This window comes from Veillonella parvula (genome assembly GCF_032472435.1).
Classification (GTDB): Bacteria; Bacillota; Negativicutes; order Veillonellales; family Veillonellaceae; genus Veillonella; species Veillonella parvula_N.
The window spans coordinates 25,853-47,280 of record NZ_JAWEGM010000002.1 but is presented as its reverse complement, the minus strand read 5'-3'; the positions used below and the strand labels follow the sequence as shown (position 1 = coordinate 47,280).

General features: G+C 38.1%; 22 protein-coding genes, 3 tRNA genes, 2 pseudogenes and 1 riboswitch. Of the genes and pseudogenes, 23 read left to right on the top strand and 4 right to left on the bottom strand.

What is annotated here, in order from left to right; all coding sequences use genetic code 11:
* The first annotated feature begins 75 nt into the window (after positions 1–75).
* From E7A03_RS03180 to E7A03_RS03105, 16 genes are all read left to right on the top strand, one after another.
* Positions 76–927 (top strand): hypothetical protein, encoded by an 852-nt coding sequence (locus E7A03_RS03180; RefSeq protein ID WP_021147818.1) that lies wholly within the window; start codon positions 76–78, stop codon positions 925–927.
* Positions 928–949: 22 nt separating this feature from the next.
* Positions 950–1,294, top strand: coding sequence for a YkvA family protein (locus E7A03_RS03175; protein WP_012863982.1), 345 nt, complete (start codon positions 950–952; stop codon positions 1,292–1,294).
* 116 nt (positions 1,295–1,410) lie between these two features.
* Positions 1,411–1,830 (top strand): acyl-CoA thioesterase, encoded by a 420-nt coding sequence (locus E7A03_RS03170; protein ID WP_012863983.1) that lies wholly within the window; start codon positions 1,411–1,413, stop codon positions 1,828–1,830.
* Positions 1,823–2,626 (top strand): glutamate racemase, encoded by an 804-nt coding sequence (gene murI, locus E7A03_RS03165; protein WP_012863984.1) that lies wholly within the window; start codon positions 1,823–1,825, stop codon positions 2,624–2,626. Before E7A03_RS03170 ends, murI begins: the two co-directional genes overlap by 8 nt.
* A gap of 12 nt (positions 2,627–2,638) precedes the next feature.
* Positions 2,639–3,178 (top strand): hypothetical protein, encoded by a 540-nt coding sequence (locus tag E7A03_RS03160; RefSeq protein WP_004693598.1) that lies wholly within the window; start codon positions 2,639–2,641, stop codon positions 3,176–3,178.
* 12 nt (positions 3,179–3,190) lie between these two features.
* Positions 3,191–3,841, top strand: coding sequence for a coenzyme F420-0:L-glutamate ligase (locus E7A03_RS03155; RefSeq protein WP_004693597.1), 651 nt, complete (start codon positions 3,191–3,193; stop codon positions 3,839–3,841).
* 192 nt (positions 3,842–4,033) lie between these two features.
* Positions 4,034–5,746: a hydantoinase/oxoprolinase family protein gene (locus E7A03_RS03150; RefSeq protein ID WP_101928974.1), complete on the top strand. Its 1,713-nt coding sequence runs from the start codon at positions 4,034–4,036 to the stop codon at positions 5,744–5,746.
* Complete coding sequence (locus tag E7A03_RS03145; protein ID WP_101928975.1) at positions 5,736–7,160, top strand: histone deacetylase family protein; 1,425 nt, start codon at positions 5,736–5,738, stop codon at positions 7,158–7,160. Before E7A03_RS03150 ends, E7A03_RS03145 begins: the two co-directional genes overlap by 11 nt.
* 163 nt (positions 7,161–7,323) lie before the next feature.
* Positions 7,324–8,079: a ribonuclease PH gene (rph, locus tag E7A03_RS03140; protein ID WP_004693589.1), complete on the top strand. Its 756-nt coding sequence runs from the start codon at positions 7,324–7,326 to the stop codon at positions 8,077–8,079.
* Between the two features lies 1 nt (position 8,080).
* Positions 8,081–8,656 (top strand): XTP/dITP diphosphatase, encoded by a 576-nt coding sequence (locus E7A03_RS03135; protein ID WP_012863989.1) that lies wholly within the window; start codon positions 8,081–8,083, stop codon positions 8,654–8,656.
* Positions 8,657–8,722: 66 nt separating this feature from the next.
* On the top strand, positions 8,723–9,220 hold the full coding sequence (locus E7A03_RS03130) for a metallophosphoesterase family protein (RefSeq protein WP_004693585.1): 498 nt from the start codon (positions 8,723–8,725) through the stop codon (positions 9,218–9,220).
* A gap of 77 nt (positions 9,221–9,297) precedes the next feature.
* Complete coding sequence (gene speD / locus E7A03_RS03125; RefSeq protein WP_008715652.1) at positions 9,298–10,080, top strand: adenosylmethionine decarboxylase; 783 nt, start codon at positions 9,298–9,300, stop codon at positions 10,078–10,080.
* A gap of 288 nt (positions 10,081–10,368) precedes the next feature.
* Positions 10,369–11,574, top strand: coding sequence for an NAD(P)-dependent malic enzyme (locus E7A03_RS03120; protein WP_101928976.1), 1,206 nt, complete (start codon positions 10,369–10,371; stop codon positions 11,572–11,574).
* A 380-nt stretch (positions 11,575–11,954) separates the two neighbouring features.
* Positions 11,955–12,031: transfer RNA gene (locus E7A03_RS03115), tRNA-Pro, on the top strand.
* A 10-nt stretch (positions 12,032–12,041) separates the two neighbouring features.
* Positions 12,042–12,115: transfer RNA gene (locus tag E7A03_RS03110), tRNA-Gly, on the top strand.
* A gap of 101 nt (positions 12,116–12,216) precedes the next feature.
* Positions 12,217–12,293 (top strand) — tRNA-Arg (locus E7A03_RS03105).
* Between the two features lie 135 nt (positions 12,294–12,428).
* Here E7A03_RS03105 and E7A03_RS03100 read toward each other — a convergent pair.
* The 3 genes from E7A03_RS03100 to E7A03_RS03090 form a co-directional block, all read right to left on the bottom strand.
* Positions 12,429–12,677, bottom strand: a complete 249-nt coding sequence (locus E7A03_RS03100) for a tyrosine-type recombinase/integrase (protein WP_180773335.1) — start codon at positions 12,675–12,677, stop codon at positions 12,429–12,431.
* Complete coding sequence (locus E7A03_RS03095; RefSeq protein WP_187658817.1) at positions 12,655–13,110, bottom strand: site-specific integrase; 456 nt, start codon at positions 13,108–13,110, stop codon at positions 12,655–12,657. Before E7A03_RS03095 ends, E7A03_RS03100 begins: the two co-directional genes overlap by 23 nt.
* 137 nt (positions 13,111–13,247) lie before the next feature.
* On the bottom strand, positions 13,248–13,583 hold the full coding sequence (locus E7A03_RS03090; RefSeq protein WP_077708207.1) for a hypothetical protein: 336 nt from the start codon (positions 13,581–13,583) through the stop codon (positions 13,248–13,250).
* 187 nt (positions 13,584–13,770) lie between these two features.
* Between E7A03_RS03090 and E7A03_RS03085 the strand changes: the two genes are divergently transcribed.
* The 3 genes and pseudogenes from E7A03_RS03085 to tnpA all read left to right on the top strand — a co-directional run bounded on the left by E7A03_RS03085 (position 13,771) and on the right by tnpA (position 15,636).
* Positions 13,771–14,421, top strand: a complete 651-nt coding sequence (locus E7A03_RS03085; protein ID WP_077708208.1) for a hypothetical protein — start codon at positions 13,771–13,773, stop codon at positions 14,419–14,421.
* Positions 14,422–14,805: 384 nt separating this feature from the next.
* Positions 14,806–15,054, top strand: a pseudogene (locus E7A03_RS09925) (hypothetical protein); the annotation flags it as partial.
* 117 nt (positions 15,055–15,171) lie between these two features.
* A pseudogene (gene tnpA, locus E7A03_RS03075) lies at positions 15,172–15,636 on the top strand (IS200/IS605 family transposase).
* A gap of 262 nt (positions 15,637–15,898) precedes the next feature.
* Here tnpA and E7A03_RS03070 read toward each other — a convergent pair.
* On the bottom strand, positions 15,899–16,276 hold the full coding sequence (locus E7A03_RS03070) for a hypothetical protein (protein ID WP_101928978.1): 378 nt from the start codon (positions 16,274–16,276) through the stop codon (positions 15,899–15,901).
* Between the two features lie 432 nt (positions 16,277–16,708).
* Between E7A03_RS03070 and E7A03_RS03065 the strand changes: the two genes are divergently transcribed.
* The 4 genes from E7A03_RS03065 to E7A03_RS03050 all read left to right on the top strand — a co-directional run bounded on the left by E7A03_RS03065 (position 16,709) and on the right by E7A03_RS03050 (position 21,422).
* A complete protein-coding gene (locus E7A03_RS03065) occupies positions 16,709–18,862 on the top strand; it encodes an ATP-dependent Clp protease ATP-binding subunit (protein ID WP_008602705.1) in 2,154 nt (717 codons plus the stop codon).
* Positions 18,863–18,939: 77 nt separating this feature from the next.
* Positions 18,940–19,047, top strand: a riboswitch (TPP riboswitch).
* 77 nt (positions 19,048–19,124) lie between these two features.
* The gene (thiC, locus tag E7A03_RS03060; protein WP_021147832.1) at positions 19,125–20,429 is read left to right on the top strand and encodes a phosphomethylpyrimidine synthase ThiC; all 1,305 of its coding nucleotides are present in this window, start codon (positions 19,125–19,127) and stop codon (positions 20,427–20,429) included.
* A 23-nt stretch (positions 20,430–20,452) separates the two neighbouring features.
* Entirely contained in the window at positions 20,453–20,650 is a 198-nt protein-coding gene (gene thiS / locus E7A03_RS03055) for a sulfur carrier protein ThiS (protein ID WP_021147833.1), read from the top strand.
* 1 nt (position 20,651) lies between these two features.
* Positions 20,652–21,422: a thiazole synthase gene (locus tag E7A03_RS03050; RefSeq protein WP_021147834.1), complete on the top strand. Its 771-nt coding sequence runs from the start codon at positions 20,652–20,654 to the stop codon at positions 21,420–21,422.
* Positions 21,423–21,428: the final 6 nt, after the last annotated feature.

The window sequence follows — 21,428 nt, the reverse complement described above, 5'->3', positions numbered from 1 at the left end:
CACTTCTATCAATAGAATGGTATAATAATACTAATAATAAGACCTATAGTTGGTTCACAACAAAGGAGAATACTTATGGCAGAATATAATGGCGTAACACTTGAGCCACTTATGGATGGATCTCAAGATCGTGACTATCAAGTTGAACAATTTATTTTCTGGGGGGCAGGTCGTGCGGCAGCATTGGCATTATCCTCTAAATTCAGCAGTGTCGCTTTGTGCGCCAATGCTACGTACATGGTAACTCGTATTGCTCATCTTTATGACGTAGAATTGCAAGCTGGTGCTGTAGTTGGTTTAGTAGGTGGTCTTAGCACAGCTGTAGGTACAGCTGCAGTATCCCTTCTAATTCCAATTAAAGCTGTTCGCGTTCCTGTAGCTATCGGTTTAACTTATGCTATAGGTAAAATTGCAAATATTTGGATTCAAGATGGTATGCCTTCTGATATCGAACGTTACAAACCGATGGTTGCTGAATTCCTTGAAAATGGTAAAGCTATTGCTTCTGAAATCGTTCGTGATGCAAGTGCTAGTATTCCTTTCACTCAAGGTCAACGTGATGTATGGGCTGGGATTGCTAATGAAACAGGTCTTGCTAAAGAATCTTTAAAGCAAGTTTACGAAGAAAAAGTAACACCTGCCATCAATAAATGGAATAATGAAACAAAATACCAAATTCATGATAACGCAGCAGAAGTTGTAGCAAAGGTTTCTGATGCAGCGAAAGAAAAACTTGATTCTGCTAAAGAAGGTATTGAAGTAGCTAAAGAATTCGCAAAAGGTGGTGTAGAAGTGGCAAAAGCTTCTGCACAGGTAGCAGTAGAAACTGCAAAAATTAAAGCTTCTGATGCTGTAGAGACAGCAAAAGATGTTGCTACAAACACTGTTAACACAGCGAAAGATAAAATTGGCGGTTTGCGTAAATAAACGCTGAAGGATTATTATTACTATGAATCCATTTAAGATTATTAAATATGGTAAGTATTTTAGCGAATCAAGATTTTTAGGGTTTCTTGGTCGATATGGTAAGAAACTTGCCTTTGTACAACAAGCAGTAACCTTGTTCCTTTGTTTTCGCGACAAGGATACTCCCAAATATGTAAAAGCGGTCATTGCAGGTGCCTTAGGATATTTGGTATTACCTATTGATATTGTACCGGATACGATTGCTGTATTAGGTTGGGTAGATGATGTGGCAGTACTCGGATTAGCCTTTAAGATTGCGAATCGTTATATCAAAACGAGTCATCAAGAAGAGGCAAAAAAATTCTTTCCATTTGGTAGCAGTCGCTAACTTTTACCATTTTAGGCAGTTTGATCCACAGTGATTGAACTGCCTTTATTTATTTGACACCCTAAAGTAATAGATATAGAATAAAAATTGTATACTATTTAAAAAGGACAGAATTTATGCATATTGCTTCAGTAAATGTACGATTTTATGAAACTGATATGATGGGGATTGCTCACCATAGTAATCATTTTAGATGGTTTGAAATGGCGCGCATTGAATTCCTTCGTAAGATCGGTGTCACTTTGTGGGATATGATGAATGAGGATATTGTATTTCCCATCATGAATGTATCTTGCAATTATAAAGAACCTGCGAATTTCGATGATGAACTTCACATCGAAACGTATTTGGTTAAGATGACGAGGGCTCAAATGGTGTTTCGCTATCGCATGCGCCGTGCTAGTGATGGTGCAATACTTGCTACGGGGGAAACTAAGAACGCCTTTATGTCAAAATTAACAGGAAAAATTGTGCGATTAGACGATACTTTCTATCTGCCTATGTTAGCAGCTGTTGAGGAGATGCCGCATGAGTAATGTACAACAATTGCCTATCGGTGTATTTGACTCTGGTGTAGGCGGACTATCTGTGTTAAAGGTATTACAAGAACAATTTCCTAACGAAGATTTTATCTATATCGGTGATAATGCGAATAATCCTGTAGGTAATCGCAGTGATGATGAAATCACTTATTTAGCGTGCCGTATTGCGGAGACGCTAGAAAAGCAGCCTGTTAAGTTGATGGTGATTGCTTGTAACACCTTCACCGTTGTGGCTCTTGATGCGGTACGTGAACTTGTATCTGTGCCAGTTATTGGTGTATCACAAGGTGTAAAAACAGCTATTAATAAAAGTAAAAGCAAGACTATCGGTATTATGGCGACCGTGGCCACTGTAAATAGTCATATTCATAAGCATGTGGCTTTAGAAGTTGATCACGAGGTTTTTGTTTGGGAACAACCTTGTCCAGAGTTGGCGGGGCTTATTGAACAAGGTCATTTAGATGATTACTTTGTTCGTGAAGTATGCAAGGATTATTTAGAACCTTTATTATCTCGAGAAATTGAGGTTGTTGTTTTGGGGTGTACTCATTTTCCATTTGTACAACCTTTACTAGAGGAACTAACATCGTGTCGCATTCAGTTCATTGATCCTGCTTTTGAAACAAGTGAATTGGTTCGTCACAGACTAGAGAGTAAAAATCTTTTCAATCATCAAGATACTGTAGGCACCGTGACATTGTATTTTACAAAGGATGTCGAACTTGGTGATACGTTGAGTGCATCCTTCCTTGATACAAGCCGTCGTACCATTGAACATATTACATTATAAAGGAGATACCCTATGTGGTTTTATAACATCCTCAGTGCAGTAATAGCTATTATTGTGGCTGTTGCAGCTCTGTACTTATTATTCCGTTTGTTTGTGTTGAAACAAGGTAATGAAAATATTGTCTTATTAGCGAAACGGGCAACGAACTTCCAAGTATCTGATCGTAGTTTTGAGTCCATTACTTTGTTCTGTGATATACCATTTGTAAATAAAGGGCGCCAATTGGGCACAATAATGGACTTATTTCCACGTCCATTATTACCAGAAGAACATTTTGATGCAGTTAAAGTAAATGCTTGGGCTATGGATATTAATCGTCCGCGTCAAGATGGATACTTTGAAGCTATAATTATCAAACCACGCAAAGGTGGCACAATTCGTGTATATGTTACATTAACAGGTAAAACTGGCAATATTCGAGAAGATATTAAGGGATTCCCTTATATGGACATCGATATTTACTACCAAATCGTAGGCCGGACAGACTATCATATCGATAAACAGCGTATTCGTTTGACTGCTGAAGAAGTTCAAGCAGCAATGGTTCAATAAGGAGGCATAACAATGGCAGAATTAGAGTTAGTATGTGTGCCAACACGTATCCTTACAGATAATGATGACATCGTTGATGCTATCGTTGAATTTGGGGGACATAATATTGGACCTGAAGATATCGTATGCGTTGCTGAATCTGTAGTAGCTATTACGCAAGGTCGTTTTACACGTCCTGAAGAACTAAATGTGTGCTGGCAAGCTCGTTTAATTAATCGTTTTATCCATCCAGATGGTTCCATGGCATCTATTTATGGTATGCAATCGGCTATGAATTTGGATGGTAAATGGAAGGTATTAGGTGCTTTTATTTTAGGTGCTATTGCTAAAATTTTCCGTAAACCAGGGGTATTCTATGCAATTGCTCGGGCTGCATCCTTAACAGATGATGTAACGGGGACTATGCCTCCATTTGATAAGCACATTGTATTTGGTCCAAAGGATCCCGATAAAGTGGCTGAGAAAATTGTATCTCGCACAGGTTGTTATGGTGCCGTTGTAGCTGACGTTAATGACTTGAAGCGGTCCGCTATTTTAGGCACAAGCCGTGGCATTGATGCTAAAAAAATTGCACAATTGTTGATTGATAATCCATTTGGTAACGATAGTCAAATGACTCCGATTGTTATCATCAAAAATTACGCATCTGTATCTGGTAAATAACAGAAGGCTGTACTCATCACATAGAGATGGGTACAGCTTTTTTATATAATGAGCCTGAATATGGACTATACGCAGATTTGAATAGGGATTGCATATTAGATCAAATAGAGAGTATATGGTAGCTTAAATGGAGTTTTCTTTACTACGTTTTGAGTTTGTATGGATTCTTTATTAATACTAAAAGGAGGTTATATGTTACTAGGGTTAGACGTAGGTGGAACTTTTACCGATGCGGTTATCATTGATGCCCATCGTGTAGTGGCAACTGCGAAGAGGCGGACTACAAAGGATAATCTAATGAATGGTATAGGTGAGGCCTTAGATGCGGTTTTGGAGGGCTATGATACATCAAATATTGAACAAGTAACCTTATCTACTACCGTGGTGACAAATACCATCGTAGAAGCGAAGGAGCAAGTAGTAGATCTCTATGTGATTACAGGTCCAGGCCGTAATGTAGATGATATATTCCCCGTGGAACCTATATATCTTCAAGGTTATACAGATCATAGAGGTATCGTTGTAGAGTGTACCCCTGCTGATGCTGTACGTGGTATAGCCAACATGGTTCAAGCACGTAGTGGTACCGATTTGGCTGCTGTGTCCGCTAAATTTGGGGTGCGGAATCCTCAAGAAGAACTATCTATTACAGAGGAATTGAAAAATACGTATCATACAATTTCTAATGGCAGTTTATTAAGTGGTTCTTTAAATTTCCCTCGTCGTACTATTAGTGCTTATTTTAATAGCGCTGTGACACCCGTATTTACGGTGTTTAAGAAAAATGTTGAAGATGCTCTCAGTGCACGGAATATATTGGCTCCACTTCACATTTTAAAGGCCGATGGTGGTTCTCTACCTATGGAGCATATGGTGAGCCGACCTGTAGAAACGGCCTTTACGGGACCTGCTGCAACAGTTCTTGGACTATCGGCTCACGGCGTTATAGGTAATAAGCATACAGTGGCTCTAGATATTGGGGGTACTACAACGGATATATCCCTTTGGAAGCATGGTAAACCATTGATGACAAAAAATGGTGTATCTATCCGTGAGTATCCAAGTGCAGTGCGATCCTTTGCCGTTACTTCCGTCGGTATTGGTGGGGAATCTGTAATTCGCCTTAAAAATGGTAATCTTACCGTAGGGCCTGAACGAGTGGGGCCATCGGTGGCTCTTGGTGGTGTAGAACCTACATTAGGGGATGCACTTATCGTGCTCGGTCACGCAAACTATGGTGACTTTAATCTGGCATCACGAGCTTTACAAGATTTAGCGGATGCTATACAGGCTACATTACAATCTAAAAATGTAAATACCTCAAATAATCAATTAACTCTTATTAAGACTGCCTCTGATGTAGCACGACTAATCGTAGAAAAAGCGTTGCAAACGATTCAACATGGTATTAACGAGGTCGTAAAAGTAGAAAATAAACGACCTATTTATGTGGTAGCAGATATCGTAAATCCTGATGTATTTGTACCAGAACATATCGTTGTGGTAGGGGGAACAGCGCCAAATTTAGGTCCAAGTATCGGTGAGTATCTAGAGTTACCTGTTACGATTCCTGAGAATGCTGCCGTAGCAAATGCTATAGGCGCTGCACTAGCTTTATCTACCATCGAACTTACTATTCATGTAGATACAAAACGTCGGTTGTTAGTCATTCCTGAATTAGGGATTAAACAGCAAAATTGTACTTTAAAACGAGCGGAACAAGTTGTAGAACGAGCTAAAGAGGTTCTTAGTGAAGAGGCTTTACGTTTAGGTTTAGATACAGCGCAAGAAATCGAGGTCATTAACATTGAGGATTTCCCTGTGGTAGAGGGATGGCAATCTATGGAGCGTTTAATTACGGTAAAAGTACAACTGGCGGCGGGGGTGAAACACTATGTGGAATAAAGGACTATCCTATCGTGAGCGTCATGGCCTTATAGAAAAGAATATGAATACGAAACTGAATGACGACGTGAATTCTACTATTGATAAAGCTGAATATAATAACAGTTTAGGTCTAGTATTCTTCCCTGCGTTTGACTGGAAAATTTCTGAAACACATCCTGAACGACAAGAGCGTTTACTTTATACGCGTGATCAAATCGTAGAGGAAGGTCTGTTAGATATACCGAATATTAGAGAATATAATCCAATAGTAGCGGATTGGGATACAATAGAGCGGGTTCACGTTGGTGCTCCAGATTTAGAGTCTTGGGTGACTGAAGCTCATCGGGTATCTGCTGGAGGTGCTATTGCGGCAGCTGATGCAGTCATGCGCGGTGAAGTAGACCGTGCTTTTGCGTTAGTAAGACCACCAGGTCACCACGCAATGGCTATGGTTCATGGTATTCGTGGCTTCTGTACGATTAATATTGAAGCCGTTATGATTCAACACATGCGCCAAACCTATGGAATCAAACGCATTGCCGTAGTAGATACTGATGTACATCACGGTGATGGCACTCAAGATGTGTTTTACCACGATCCAGATACATTGTATATTAGCTTTCACCAAGATGGACGAACCCTCTATCCAGGAACAGGCTTTATGGATGAATTTGGTGGACCTCAGGCTATCGGTAGTAATATAGATATTCCACTACCTCCTGGTACCGGTGACGAAGGTTTGATGAAGGTCATGCGTGAGCTTGTATTGCCTATTCTTGAAGAGTTTAATCCAGATATCGTCATTAACTCGGCAGGACAAGATAATCACTTTAGTGATCCGTTGGCTAATATGCAGGTAACTGCGAAGGGTTATGCAGAATTAGTCGATTTGCTACAAGCAGATATAGCTGTACTTGAAGGAGGCTATTCCGTACAAGAAGCGTTGCCATATGTAAATACGGGTATCATTTTATCCATGGCAGGCCTTGATTACAGCAAAGTCGTAGAACCTGCCTTTGATCCTGTTAAATACAAACAGAGTCAAAATGTAACTAGTTACATAGATGATTTAATCGTTAAGTGGAAAATACAATGGGCTAACCGTCATAAGATGGCCGAAGACGAGCGCGTACGTGCAGGGGATGTTTGGTCTAATCATTATAACGTGTACTACGATGAAACAGGCGTACAAGAGGAGCGCCTTGAAAAGGTGCGCATGTATAAAAACAAGGTAGGCTGGCATAGCGTGCTCTCTCGAGGACAATACGGACCGTATGGGTCGCAAAGTGTATATGCTATGTTCATCCCTTGGCAAGCAGATGAAGGGACGCGTCAAGATGCTATTGTAGAAGCAAAACGAGCCAAAACAGAAGGGGGAGCAAGCCGTTACGTTGTGGTAGATCCACTCGGCAACGGCCAATATGAACTATAATGTTAATCTCCGTAAATGATAACGCCAGTTATCATGTTAGAATCGTAAATTATAATATGATTCGTAATGCTGAAAAATAGAAAAATTATGATATAATATAAGAAATAACGCCCCTTTGTGTAAGGGGCGTTCTAATATTTAGTTTTAGAATGGTGAGGTTCCTATGCGCAGTGATAATAGAACAGCGGGTCAATTGCGACCTATTAAAATAACACGGAATTTTACAGAGTATGCAGAAGGTTCTGTACTTATTGAGTGTGGTAAGACCAAGGTTATCTGTACAGCTACTGTTGAAGATTCTGTGCCACGCTGGCTAAAAGGTTCTGGGCAAGGATGGGTAACTGCGGAATACTCATTATTGCCACGTTCTACGCAAACTCGCGTGAGCCGTGAGGCTGCAAAGGGAAAACAAACAGGACGGACTGTAGAAATTCAACGCCTTATCGGTCGTGCATTGCGTGCTGTTGTGGACCTTGAAGCATTAGGAGAGCGTTCTATCACTATCGACTGCGATGTGATTCAAGCGGATGGCGGTACACGAACAGCCTCGATTACAGGTGCCTTTGTAGCTCTCGTTGATGCGGTGGACTTCACTTTTGGAGGAGCTGGAAAATTTCCAATTACTAACTTCTGTGCAGCCATCTCCGTAGGTATTGGTCCAGATGGTCCTATTACGGACCTTTGTTACGAAGAGGATAGTGCCGCCATTGTAGATATGAATGTAGTCCGTACCGGTTCTGGTAATATGGTTGAAGTACAAGGTACAGGTGAACACGGTACATTTAATCGTGATGAGCTCAACGCTTTACTTGATTTAGCAGAGGCTGCTACAGATGAGCTCATGGCTAAACAACGTGAAGTACTTGGTGCGACAGCAGATAAAGTAGGTAAAGAGTATCCTACAGCTCCGGAGGTATAAAATGGAACAAATTGTGCTTGCTACAGGCAATAAAGGAAAAATTCGTGAGTTTTCAGAGGCATTCTCTCATTTGTCTATCGATTGCGTACCTGTGAAAGATGTGATTTCCGTTGAGGAACCAGAGGAAACTGGCACCACTTTCATGGAAAACGCTCTGTTAAAAGCTCGATACTACGCTAAGGCTACGAATCGACCTTGTTTAGCTGATGATTCTGGTCTTACTGTAGATATTCTTGATGGGGCTCCAGGTGTATATTCTGCGCGTTATGCAGGTCATCATGGTGATGATAATGCAAATAATGAGAAATTAATTCGTGAACTACAGGGTAAACGTGACCGTACAGGCCATTATGTATGCGCTTTAGCGCTTGTATATCCTGATGGTCGAGAAGTTACTGCGGAAGGCTATTGTGATGGACTCGTTCAAGATGAGCCAAAAGGGGAGAATGGTTTTGGATATGATCCATACTTCTATGTACCTGAATTTGAAAAGACGATGGCAGAGCTTAGTATCGACGTAAAAGAAACGATTAGCCATCGTGGTCGAGCATTACGCGAATTAATTAGTAAGCTTTGATATTTCTGAACTATATGGTATAGTTCATATAAATATATAATATAGTGGCATTAGAGATTAAATACAATGAAACGAATTGGCATTTTAAGTGATACTCATGGGTATCTAGAGGATATCGACCTCGTCTTGGCTGCTACCGCTGATCAAGACATTGATATGTGGCTTCACGCTGGCGATTTTGGAGATGACGCACGTTATATGCAGGAACATACGGATATTCCTGTATATGCTGTGCGTGGGAACAACGACCGTGTGCAACCGCTTGAACCACGAGAGCAATTAATTCCTCTTGAAGACACCTATATTTACATGACACATGGTCATGAGGTATCATATTATAATCGAATACAAAAACTGATTGAGTTAGGAACTGACATGGGTGCGCGACTCATCGTGTCCGGTCATAGCCATCATCATGGGGAGGTTCGTGCCCGTGATGCGGTATTTGTAAATCCTGGTAGTATTTCTTTGGCTCGTGATCGCTCCGGTGGTACCTTTGCCATCGTTACCTACGATAATGGACAGTTTGATGTAGAGTTTGTGTATAAACAAGATATTGTTTAGTTATATGGTGAAAGCTTCGGTTTTGAAACTTTCAAAAGGAATAGTAAGTCTATGCATGGAAAGGGTTATGACATATCATGGATACACCAGTTAAAGCAAAGCCTAAAATGAAGTTATATGGTTTTAACAATCTCACGAAAACATTGAGTTTTAATATTTATGATATTTGTTATACTCGTACGGAAGAAGAGAAAAAACAATACATTCAGTACATTGATGAAGTATACAATGCGGATCGTTTAACGGCTATTTTGACGGAAGTTAGCCATATCATCGGCGCCAATATCCTTAATGTAGCGAAACAAGATTATGATCCACAAGGTGCTTCTGTTACAATTTTAATTTCTGAAGAGGAAATTGAAAAAGAAGATGTAGTTATGCATTTAGATAAATCGCATCTTACTGTACATACGTATCCTGAAAGCCATCCGCACAAAGGGATTAGTACATTCCGTGCCGACATTGAAGTGTCTACATGTGGACAAATCTCTCCGTTAAATGCACTTAATTACTTAATTCAAAGTTTTGACTCTGATATTCTTACCTTGGATTATCATGTACGTGGCTTTACTCGGGACGTGTCTGGTAAGAAAATTTATATTGATCATCGTATCAATTCTATTCAAAATTACATCAGTGCAAAAACTCGCAATATGTACAACATGATTGATGTAAATGTATATCAAGAAAATATTTTCCATACTAAGATGATGTTAAAAGAATTTGATTTAGATAATTATCTTTTTGGCATTACTGAGTCAGAGTTGAGCGATCGTGAAATCAAGCAAATTAAACATCAATTAAAACAAGAAATGATGGAAATCTTCTATGGACGCAATTTGCCATCTGTAAAAGCTTAAAGACAGCTTTTATGACATTGTTGTTATAGCTTTAATCGTATAATACAAATATAGACTTGAAGTAGATAAGCCTTATATGGTTTATCTACTTTTTTATAATTTACTTTATTACTACTGGAGCTTAATCTTTATTACTACGGGAGCTTAATGATAGTTGTTTTTAAAAAAATCGAAAAACTATATCGAAAAAACTTGAATTATGATTTAGCATTTTGTATAATACAATTAGTTAAAGGTATAAATTACCGACTCTAAAGAGTCCGAGTGTATCCACAAAGGAGAATTGTTATGGACGTACGTGAATTAGCTGTACAAAAAAAACGTGAATTAAAAGGTTTCCTTACTGTAGGAACAAAATATGAATTAAAAGACGCTCATGATTTATCTGTAGCTTACACACCAGGTGTAGCAGAACCATGTTTGCGTATTAAAGATAATGAAGCAGAATCCTTCGAATTAACTTGCCGTTCCAACATGGTTGCCGTTGTATCTGACGGTACTCGTGTACTTGGTCTTGGTGATATTGGCGCTGCAGCAGCATTGCCAGTAATGGAAGGTAAATCCTTATTGTTCAAAAAATTCGGTGATGTAGACTGCATTCCATTGGTTGTAGATACAAAAGATGCTGATACATTGATCAATACAGTAAAATTATTGCAAAAAAACTTTGCTGGTATTAATTTAGAAGATATTTCCTCTCCTAAATGCTATGAAGTTGAAAACCGTTTGAAAGAAGAATTGGAAATTCCTGTATTCCATGATGACCAACACGGTACTGCAATTGCATGTTTAGCTGGTGTAAAAGGCGCTCTTCGTTTAGTTAAAAAAGATTTAGCTACTGCTAAAATTGTTGTAAACGGTGCTGGTGCGGCGGGTGCTAATATTGCTCGCTTATTGTACCTTGCAGGTGCTCGTGATATCACATTGTTGGTATCCTCTGGCGTATTGCATAAAGACTACAAACGTCTTGACTCTTTACAAGCTGAATTAATCGATTTACTTAAACTTGAAGAAAAACATGGCGATTTGGCTGAAAATGCTAAAGGTGCTGATATTCTTCTTGGTGTATCTGCAGCAGGTGCTTTCACAAAAGAAATTTTGGAAAACTTGGCTGACGATGCAATCGTATTTGCAATGGCTAACCCTAACCCAGAAGCAACATATGCTGATATGAAAGCTGCTGGTATCCGTGTTGCTGGTACAGGTCGTTCCGACGCTCCTAACCAAATCAACAACGTAGCAGTATTCCCGGGCGTATTCCGCGGTGCTATCGATGTTCGTGCGGCTCAAATCACTGACGAAATGAAATTAGCTGCTGCTGACGCTTTGGCTCATTTGATTCCTGATAGCGAATTGAACGAAGAAAACGTAATGCCATCCGTATTCGATCCTCGTGTTGCTCCAGCTGTTGCTAAAGCAGTTGCTGAAGTTGCTGTAAAACAAGGTATCGCAAAAAATCCTCAAGCAGTAGAAGATGGTAGCTACGAAGGTTAGTTTATTTGCTTTACTAGCATTTTAAAATCTTATATAACTATAGAACAATACAACATGCACCTCGAAAGGGGTGCATGTTTTTATATGCTCGATTAAGTATATGATTGGCTTTATACTATTAGGGCGAATAATCTATAGATTAAAATGATATAGAGGCGTAGGCGTATAGGATAATAGAAGTAAGGATAGATATATATTAAAGAATGTATTAATGTATAAGTAAAAAAATTAATGAAGTTGTAAAAAAGTACTTGTCACTAGTTTCTATCAATGATATAATAATTTTCGTTGCAGAGCGATACTCGAGAGAGTAAGAACTCAGCAAGAGTAGTGGTTGACATCAACTACCGGGTTTGCTATAATAGCAAAGTAATTAATGACGGGGCATAGCGCAGTTTGGTAGCGCACCTGGCTTGGGACCAGGGGGTCGCAGGTTCGAATCCTGCTGCTCCGACCATTTTTTATTTGCGGGTGTAGCTCAATGGTAGAGCCCCAGCCTTCCAAGCTGGTCGCGAGGGTTCGATTCCCTTCACCCGCTCCATTTTTTTTTGCCTTTTTTAGGGTATACTAAGATAGGGTGTAGTTGACGATACATAGTACATAATTTATACTATAATAGATAATTATATAGGGAATCCACATGGTTCAGTAGCTCAGTTGGATAGAGCAACGGCCTTCTAAGCCGTGGGTCGGGGGTTCGAATCCCTCCTGGATCACCACTAAGAATGCAGTCACTGCAAGGGTTTACAGCCTTTGCAGTGACTTTTTTATTATCCTGAAACAGTGCGATAATATAAATTTACGCAATCGTTTGCGCAATTAACTATGCTATCGATTTTGAGTTAAGAATCAAATTATAGATAGATATTTTCTACTAATTGGAATTCTTCTTTTTTATCATTGATTGGATGAGCATAGACCTTTATAATCATTTCTGTTGTATCATGGCCTACTAATTTTGCAATAGTGGTATATGGTGCGTTTGCATTTATAAGATTACTAATATAGGTATGACGGGCTGCATGAGAAATAAGAGGTTTATTAATATTGAGTTGTGTTCCAACTGCTTTAAAATAGCGATTAGTAAAGTTCTTTTTTTTCAATAGGGCCTGTTCCAACTTGATTAGCTAAAACCCATTTACTCTTAGAGTTCTCTTTTGCTTCTAGTAGTAATTTAACTAACTTAGAGCTAGTGAAAGGAACTACTCGGTTACTGCTTTTTGTCTTAGTTGCTTTACGTGCTAGTCCTAATTCTGTTTTACCCCATGAAGCGTTGATATGAAGTTCTCCATGTTTATCGTCTAATATCTCTACTTTATTCCAGTATAGCGCCTGTAATCCTCCAATTCGAATACCTGTTTGAAACAATAATAATATTGTATATTCCAGATTGTGCCCTTTAAAGTAGTCTAAGAATAAATTGACCTCTTCATGTGTTAACGCTTGTTTAGGATGGAGTGGGGCAGTAGTATTTGGTTTGATTATCCCATCATAAAAGTACTGAGGGATTAAGTCTAAACTATATAGTTTTCGCAACGTCTGCCGTAATATAACAAAGTTTTTTTGATAGCCGTTGTATGCTGATCAATAAACCTTTGTATTAATCCTTTATTAAGTTTTTTTATGGCAATTTTACTAAAGTAAGGTTTAAATCGTGATTCAATAAGATGAAGTTAGAACTTTTTTGTAGCAGTGGCTTTATCTCGTTTTGTAAAGCAATGGAGACAAAAAGAGTAATAGTTTTTATCCGCTGCAGTATTTGATGATTTTAGTTTTAACTTTCTTGCTGCTAATTCATTGATATAATTTAGTTTATAAACAACTTCATCACGCTTCATAATTATCTTTTGTCGATGTTTTCGTAGCTTTTTTACTGGTAAAACTTTTAGAATTATAATTTTTCCGTTTTCATCTATATATAAAGGTAGATTACGGAGGCAGTAATAGCGAATCCCACTCTTTTGTAGGATATTAGAAATACTTCCTTTACTTATAGGAAGTGGAAACATATAATCTCCTTTCTACGATCGGAGCGTATTTGTCCGAGAATGTTGGAATATAGTTTTCTTCGATAAGTAAATTGAGTTATTTGATGAAACAAAAATTTACAGCTACAGTGCTAGTATCTAATAGTATAGAGTCTTAAGTGCATTAAGAGAGAATTCATGTTATAGTAAATTTAAAGAGGTGAGAATAATGGAACATTACATTGAAATTATTGTTATGCTAGCACCTGGATTTATTGCTAAGGAAGTTGCTAGAGCATTAGGAAATGTGAAATCAAGAAGTAGTTCGATAGACCAAATATTAAATTATTTTGTATATAGTATTTTTTGTTTTTTTACAACGCTACTTATATATACAATTATCAATAAGTTGCTTGGTATTGATAGCCTGCAATATTTTCAACTTGTATTCTTGGCCATATTAAGTGGGGTTAGTGTCGGATATGCTTGGCAGTCAATAGTAAAAAAAAATGTTAAGCGTATAATCGATAAGTATACAAGTGCGAATAATGGTTATATGTATTTTCAAGAAGATAGCATGCTCAATAATTGTATGTTAGATGGCAAAGATCATTTAATTCAAATAATTAAGTCAGGGAATGTGATAGCAACAGGGAAATTTCTAGGAGCAACATTTTCGAATGAAGATACTACTGAAATAAAAATAGATAGCCATCCAGTGTATGCTAGCTGGCTATCTGATGAAAGATATAGTGAGTCTTTTGGATACCTACATTCTATATTTGATATTAAAAATGATATCGAAGTTAGAGAATATGACTATCCAAATGGTTTCTTTGAAGAGGGATTCTCAGCAGATAAAATTACTTCTTCGGAGTAGGTGATGGGGGTGGCGGAGCAGGACGAACAGGCTTGCCACTAGTAGTTTTTTGTGCTCCGTCTCTGCGTTCGTATCCTTCGTTGATAGGATTTTGAGAGTTTTTAGCCATAATATTCCTCCTTTCTATAAAGATATTTTTATTATATCAAAATTATATTGATATGGACTCATTTTTCTAGATATATTATTTACTAGACAAAATACATGGATGTTTCCTTGTATTTTATAGGGGGAGCATCCCTTTTATTGGATGCCGAATAGGAATTACTATTCTCGTTTAAAATAGAAGATAGTAATTATTCGCGAAGAAAGGTAAAGAGCCGCCTAATGATAAAATGAAGCTGGACTAGAAATCACAATATTTCATCATAGGAGGTAGAATGTTGTCCAGATCATATTCACAAGCTAGTAAAAATTCCACTTAATTTAAGTATATTGAGTTTTATGGGAGGTTTAAAGAATAGCCTCAAGATATTCCATAAACATGCCAATTTAAAATATAAGAATGTGGAAATAGATATTGATCTGCACCCATTTTCTTGGATAGATATAATTAAGCTACTCTTGGGGAATGAGTTCGGTATTCTACCGGACTCATTCCTTTTAATTTGTACGCCGAATAGGTATGACTAATCCCCCAGTTAAACTGGGGGTCAGTAAAATTTCTTAGAGAAAAGGAAAGAACCTCCTAGTGCTAAAATGGAGATGGTCTGGCAACCACAACATTTCAACATAGGAGGTTCAATGTCAATGAATGACGTAAAAAGCTTATCACATAGTAAATGGAGATGTAAATATCATATTGTTTTTGCTCTAAAGTATAGAAGGCAAATAATTTATGGTCGGATAAAAGCTGATGTAGGTAAAATCCTAAGAGATTTATGTAAGAGAAAAAATGTAGAAATTATCGAGGCAGAATGCTGTCCAGATCATATACATATGCTAGTAACGATTTTACTACATTTAAGCATATCGAGTTTTATTGGATATTTAAAAAGCAAAAGTAGCCTCATGATATTCGATAAACACGCAAATTTAAAATATAAGTATGGAAATAGACATTTCTGGTGTAGAGGATATTATATGGATACGGTGGGATGATATGAAGGAGCGATAAAAGAGTATATTCGCAATCAACTACAAGAAGATATAGCACAAGATACACTAAACTTTAAAGAATATACCGACTCGTTTACAGGTGAGCTGGTAAAATAGACAAAATAAAAGCCTCCGAGTAGGGGGCGGCCAGTGGTAATAGAGTGGTTGTCAGATCATTCAATGCCCTCTTTAGAGGGCCACCACTAGAGAAAGACCCTTATAGGGTCAAATCATAAACACCCGTTCTACGGGTGGTTATGATTTGAGCTTAATGCGTTTTGTATTGTAATTCAAGACATAAAAAACTGCACCTCCAAAAATTGTGTCCAATTTTCGGGGTGCAGTTCATATCACCTTACGGATTTTTTCTTAATATTTTTTAAAAAAGTACATCATGAGAGGCCCAATAAGCACCTAGAATCATTGCGTTTGAATGTGTTTTGTTATTAAAGTCTATCGCCTTAGGTGTATCGTATTGAGAACCCGAAGTCCAATAATACCGTTGTTTATACTTATTGTACTGAAAATAGTAAGTAGTTATAGTTTGTTTGCCACTATTAAGATTTCCGATTACATTTATTGCCCATACGGTTGCAAAATTATCGTCTTTTACGAATGTAGCACTACTAGTATCAGCATAGTATTTACCATCCATATACTGTGAAATAAAAATCATTTGTGCATCCACTGTATTTAATTGTACATTGAACCCAAAAAGTGATAGCGTTAATAGTGCAATTGCATAAAATTTCTTCATAATATCCCCCATACAAGCAAAAAAAATTCATATTATGCTCATGTTTATTATTGCATATAACTTTAAAAATGAAAAGAAGGAGTTTTATATAGATCGTTTATGACTTAGAGTTATCTATTTATTGATGGATTTTTTTGTGTAACTACTTTTATTAAGCATCTAGTAAGTTATTACTATAATTTGTAATAACTAAGGAGACTTTTAGGTGAATAAACCCAGTGTTTATCTGTCTTTTGACCTATAAATCGAATTGGTCAAATAAAAAAAAAGTCAAAAAAAGTCAAAAATTATTAATTTGACCTATTGACTTTTTGACTTAATATGTTTATTATAATGACATAAGGTTAAAAAAACCTAGAAATAAAGCAAGAAATTAAACAGACTTAAAAAGTCAAATAGATATACTTGTAGTAAAAAAGTGAGGTAATTTATATGAACAACAACTTTAACAACTTTGGTAATGAATTTTCTAGTATGAATGATTTGTTTAATCAATTGATGGGTAATATGGGTGGTTATTCCACGGAACGACGTAGTTATAAGATTAATGGTCGCGAAGTAACTCCAGAAGAATTTGCGTTTTATCGTCAAACTGGTCGCTTACCATCTAATGAAGAAATGCAAGCTGCTCAAGCTGCGCAACAAGGTAAAATTAAACAAGATGGCATCCTTGCTCGTTTGGGGACAAACTTAACTCAACAAGCTCGTGATGGTAAACTTGATCCTGTAATTGGCCGTAACAAAGAAATCCAAGAAACAGCAGAAATCTTAGCACGTCGTACTAAAAATAATCCTGTACTTGTAGGTGATGCTGGTGTTGGTAAAACTGCAGTAGTAGAAGGCTTGGCACAAGCTATTGTAAATGGTGATGTTCCAGCAGCTATTAAAAATAAAGAAATCATTTCCATCGATATTTCCGGATTGGAAGCTGGTACTCAATACCGTGGTTCTTTCGAAGAAAATATTCAAAACCTTATTAAAGAGGTAAAAGCCGCTGGCAATATTATTTTGTTCTTCGATGAAATTCACCAAATTTTGGGCGCTGGTTCTACCGGTGATGGTCAAGGCTCCAAAGGCTTGGCAGATATCTTGAAACCAGCTTTGTCTCGTGGTGAAATGACTGTTATTGGGGCTACAACACAAGATGAATACCGTAATACAATCATGAAAAACGCGGCTCTCGCTCGTCGTTTTAATGAGGTAAAGGTAAATGCGCCATCTGCAGAGGATACTTTCAAAATCTTACAAGGCATTCGTCCATTGTACGAAGCGCATCATAATATTGAATTGCCAGACGCGGTGTTGAAAGCAGCTGTAGATTATTCCGTACAGTATATTCCACAACGTAGCTTGCCTGATAAAGCTATTGATTTAATCGATGTAACAGCAGCTCACTTGGCGTCTCAACATCCTGTAACAGATATTAAAACATTGGAAGCAGATATTGCTGATGCTAAAGCAAAACAAGAGGAATATGCTCAAAAAGAAGACTATGAATCTGCGATTAATGAAAAAATGCGTATTCAAAAGTTACAAGCAGAGCTTGATAACCATACAGAAAATCAAAAGGTAGTGGCTAAGGTTAACGATGTAGCAGAAGCCGTTGAAAGAATGACAGGTATCCCTGTATCTCAAATGGGTGCATCCGATATCGAGCGCTTGAAAGACATGAAATCTCGTTTAGAAGCTCATGTAATTGGTCAAGATAAAGCAGTAGAAGCTGTATCTAAAGCAATTCGTCGTAACCGTGCAGGCTTTGACGAAGGTAACCGTCCAATCGGTAGCTTCTTATTCGTAGGTCCTACAGGTGTTGGTAAAACAGAATTAGCTAAACAATTAGCTCTAGATATGTTTGGTAACAAAGATGCAATCATTCGCTTGGATATGTCCGAATATAGTGATCGCACAGCCGTATCTAAATTAATCGGCGCTACAGCTGGTTATGTTGGTTATGAAGATAACTCTAACACATTGACTGAACGCGTACGTCGCAATCCTTATTCTATTGTATTATTCGATGAAATCGAAAAAGCAGACCCTCAAGTTATTACATTACTTTTGCAAGTATTGGACGATGGTCGCTTAACAGATGGTCAAGGTAACACAGTAAACTTTAAAAATACTGTTATCATCGCTACATCCAATGCAGGTTTCGGTTATGGTAATGACAATGATGATGAAAATAAAGTAGATGTAATGGAACGCATCGCGCCATTCTTCCGTCCAGAGTTCTTGAACCGTTTCAACGCAGTTATCGAGTTCAATCAATTGAGCAAAGAAGATTTGAAAAAAATTGTAGATTTGATGCTTGATCAAGTGAATAAAACTTTAGCTAAAAAAGATATCACTCTTGATGTAACAGATGCAGCTAAAGAATTGTTGATGGAACAAGGGTATGACAAAACTATGGGCGCTCGTCCATTACGTCGTGTTATCGAATCTGAAATCCGCGATAATGTAACTGATTTCTATTTGGATCACATCGATGCTAAACACTTGCTTGCCGATGTTAAGGATGGTCATATTGTAATCTCTGAAAAAGCAGATTCCGATGATAGCAAAGACCAAGATAAGGCTGAGAAATAAATAATAGACGTAAAAGTGTCGGAATATTCATTTGACAAATCTGAATAAAGTAGTAATATTAATAGCATAATTATATAGTGAGTATGCAAGGGAGCCTATTATATAGGCTGAGAAAGGGCTGCGAGCACCTGACCTTTATACCTGATCGGGATCATGCCCGCGTAGGAAGCACGCTAATACTTAATATGGGTATCGATCATTTTGTTCGATACCCATTTTTGCATACCTAACTATATATGTCTTTTATATAGGAGGATGTAAAATGTTTATGACTCAATTGGAATCTGCTGTGGCTGGTGTAGTTACGAAGGAAATGAAAGTAGTTGCGGAAAAAGAACGTATGGATGAAGAGGTATTACGTTCACTAGTGGCAGCAGGAAAGGTTGTTATTCCTTGTAACAAGCAACATACTAGTATTTCGCCTGAGGGGATTGGCAAACGCCTTAGAACGAAAGTCAATGTTAATTTAGGTACATCGAAAGACGTCACTGATTATGATAGTGAAATTGAAAAAGTTAATCGAGCTATTAGACTTGGCGCAGAGTCGATCATGGATCTTTCCACTCATGGTGACACTCGTATTTTTAGACGTAAATTAATTGAGACATCGCCAGTAATGATTGGTACGGTGCCTATTTATGATAGTGTCATTCATCATCAAAAAGATTTAGGTGAATTAACAGCTCAAGATTTCTTGGACACTATTCGATTACACGCTCAAGATGGTGTAGATTTTATTACTATCCACAGTGGTATTACGAGAAAAACAATAGATCAAATCAAGAATCATAAACGGTTGCTTAATATTGTTAGCCGCGGAGGGAGTTTGGTATTTGCATGGATGAGCATGACAGGCCATGAAAATCCATTCTACGAATACTTTGATGAAATCTTAAAGATTTGCAAAGAATATGATGTTACGTTGTCTTTAGGTGATGCTTGTCGTCCAGGTTGCTTGGCGGATGCCACTGATGTGTGCCAAATTGAAGAGCTTGTAAGGCTTGGTGAATTGGCAAAACGAGCGAAACAATATGGTGTACAAGCTATGATTGAAGGACCTGGGCATGTACCTTTACATCAAATACAAATGAATATGGAGATACAAGAGTCCTTGTGTGATGGAGCGCCATTCTATGTGTTGGGACCGCTCGTCACAGATATTGCTCCAGGCTATGACCATATTACGGCTGCTATTGGTGGCGCTGTAGCGGGTATGTATGGTGCATCCTTCTTATGCTACGTTACACCAGCGGAACATTTAGCCTTACCAAATGCAGATGATGTAAAAGACGGAATTATGGCTTTCAAAATAGCGGCGCATGCTGCAGATATTGCTCGTGGTATTCCTAATGCAAGAGATATAGATGACACTATGGCTAAGGCACGTCAAGTTCTCGATTGGGAGGCACAATATGCTTGTGCCCTTGATCCTGAACGGGCTCGTTCTATTCGTGAAAGTAGAGCACCGGAGGAAGATCATGGTGAAACCTGTTCGATGTGCGGCAAGTTCTGTGCTGTGCGCAGTATGAATAAAGCTTTACAAGAAGAATATATTGATATTTTATAAGCTTTTTCATATGGGAGGTCATTATGGATTTGATTGTTAATGGAGAGCCAAAGTATGTTGTAGGTGAGCAACTTCATTTGATTCTTGATGAATTAGGCTATTCTGGTAAACACTTTGTAGTTGAGCTTAATGGAGAGATTCTTAGTAAGGAAGCATATACAACCACTAAATTAACGGCTGCTGACAGATTAGAAATTGTTAGCTTTGTAGGAGGTGGTTGATATGTTGGATTCATTTACTGTAGGTAATACAACATTTTCTAGTCGCTTATTAGTAGGAACAGGGAAATATGCATCCTATAATTTGATGCGAGATGCACTGGTAGCATCGAAATCAGACATTGTGACGGTTGCTCTTAGACGAGCAGGTACAACACAAAGTGAAGAGGATATATTAAATTATATCCCTGATAGAATGCATTTATTACCGAATACATCGGGCGCTCGAAATGCAGACGAAGCAATACGTATTGCACGCATGGCAAGAGAATTAGGCTGTGGTGATTTGATTAAGATTGAAGTCATTCAAGATCAGATGTATTTGATGCCCGATAATCTAGAGACTATTAGGGCTGCTGAAGTGTTGGCAAAGGAAGGGTTTATCGTCTTTCCTTATATGAGTCCTAATTTGATGGATGCAAAGCGACTAGTAGATGCTGGTGCTAGTTGTATTATGCCCCTCGCTTCGCCTATTGGTAGCAATCGTGGACTTGAAGCAAAAGGATTGATAGAAATTTTAATCAACTCTATTGATGTGCCAATTATTGTTGATGCGGGAATAGGGAGACCTTCCGATGCAACAATAGCTATGGAAATGGGGGCTAGCGCTGTTCTTGTTAACACGGCTATTGCTACGAGCTCAAATCCAGTAGGTATGGCAGAGGCTTTTTATTATGCTGTAGAGGCTGGCCGCAAGGCATATCTTGCAAAATGTGCACCTAAGAAGTCTGTAGGCAGTGCATCTTCACCGTTAACTGGTTTCTTGCGAAAGTAAGGTGAG

Bases quoted from the DNA above. Each gene is read 5' to 3' on its own strand.
- E7A03_RS03180 (WP_021147818.1), top strand. From the start codon at position 76: ATGGCAGAATATAATGGCGTAACACTTGAGCCACTTATGGATGGATCT.
- E7A03_RS03175 (WP_012863982.1), top strand. From the start codon at position 950: ATGAATCCATTTAAGATTATTAAATATGGTAAGTATTTTAGCGAATCA.
- E7A03_RS03170 (WP_012863983.1), top strand. From the start codon at position 1,411: ATGCATATTGCTTCAGTAAATGTACGATTTTATGAAACTGATATGATG.
- murI (WP_012863984.1), top strand. From the start codon at position 1,823: ATGAGTAATGTACAACAATTGCCTATCGGTGTATTTGACTCTGGTGTA.
- E7A03_RS03160 (WP_004693598.1), top strand. From the start codon at position 2,639: ATGTGGTTTTATAACATCCTCAGTGCAGTAATAGCTATTATTGTGGCT.
- E7A03_RS03155 (WP_004693597.1), top strand. From the start codon at position 3,191: ATGGCAGAATTAGAGTTAGTATGTGTGCCAACACGTATCCTTACAGAT.
- E7A03_RS03150 (WP_101928974.1), top strand. From the start codon at position 4,034: ATGTTACTAGGGTTAGACGTAGGTGGAACTTTTACCGATGCGGTTATC.
- E7A03_RS03145 (WP_101928975.1), top strand. From the start codon at position 5,736: ATGTGGAATAAAGGACTATCCTATCGTGAGCGTCATGGCCTTATAGAA.
- rph (WP_004693589.1), top strand. From the start codon at position 7,324: ATGCGCAGTGATAATAGAACAGCGGGTCAATTGCGACCTATTAAAATA.
- E7A03_RS03135 (WP_012863989.1), top strand. From the start codon at position 8,081: ATGGAACAAATTGTGCTTGCTACAGGCAATAAAGGAAAAATTCGTGAG.
- E7A03_RS03130 (WP_004693585.1), top strand. From the start codon at position 8,723: ATGAAACGAATTGGCATTTTAAGTGATACTCATGGGTATCTAGAGGAT.
- speD (WP_008715652.1), top strand. From the start codon at position 9,298: ATGGATACACCAGTTAAAGCAAAGCCTAAAATGAAGTTATATGGTTTT.
- E7A03_RS03120 (WP_101928976.1), top strand. From the start codon at position 10,369: ATGGACGTACGTGAATTAGCTGTACAAAAAAAACGTGAATTAAAAGGT.
- E7A03_RS03090 (WP_077708207.1), bottom strand. From the start codon at position 13,583: ATGTTTCCACTTCCTATAAGTAAAGGAAGTATTTCTAATATCCTACAA.
- E7A03_RS03085 (WP_077708208.1), top strand. From the start codon at position 13,771: ATGGAACATTACATTGAAATTATTGTTATGCTAGCACCTGGATTTATT.
- E7A03_RS03070 (WP_101928978.1), bottom strand. From the start codon at position 16,276: ATGAAGAAATTTTATGCAATTGCACTATTAACGCTATCACTTTTTGGG.
- E7A03_RS03065 (WP_008602705.1), top strand. From the start codon at position 16,709: ATGAACAACAACTTTAACAACTTTGGTAATGAATTTTCTAGTATGAAT.
- thiC (WP_021147832.1), top strand. From the start codon at position 19,125: ATGTTTATGACTCAATTGGAATCTGCTGTGGCTGGTGTAGTTACGAAG.
- thiS (WP_021147833.1), top strand. From the start codon at position 20,453: ATGGATTTGATTGTTAATGGAGAGCCAAAGTATGTTGTAGGTGAGCAA.
- E7A03_RS03050 (WP_021147834.1), top strand. From the start codon at position 20,652: ATGTTGGATTCATTTACTGTAGGTAATACAACATTTTCTAGTCGCTTA.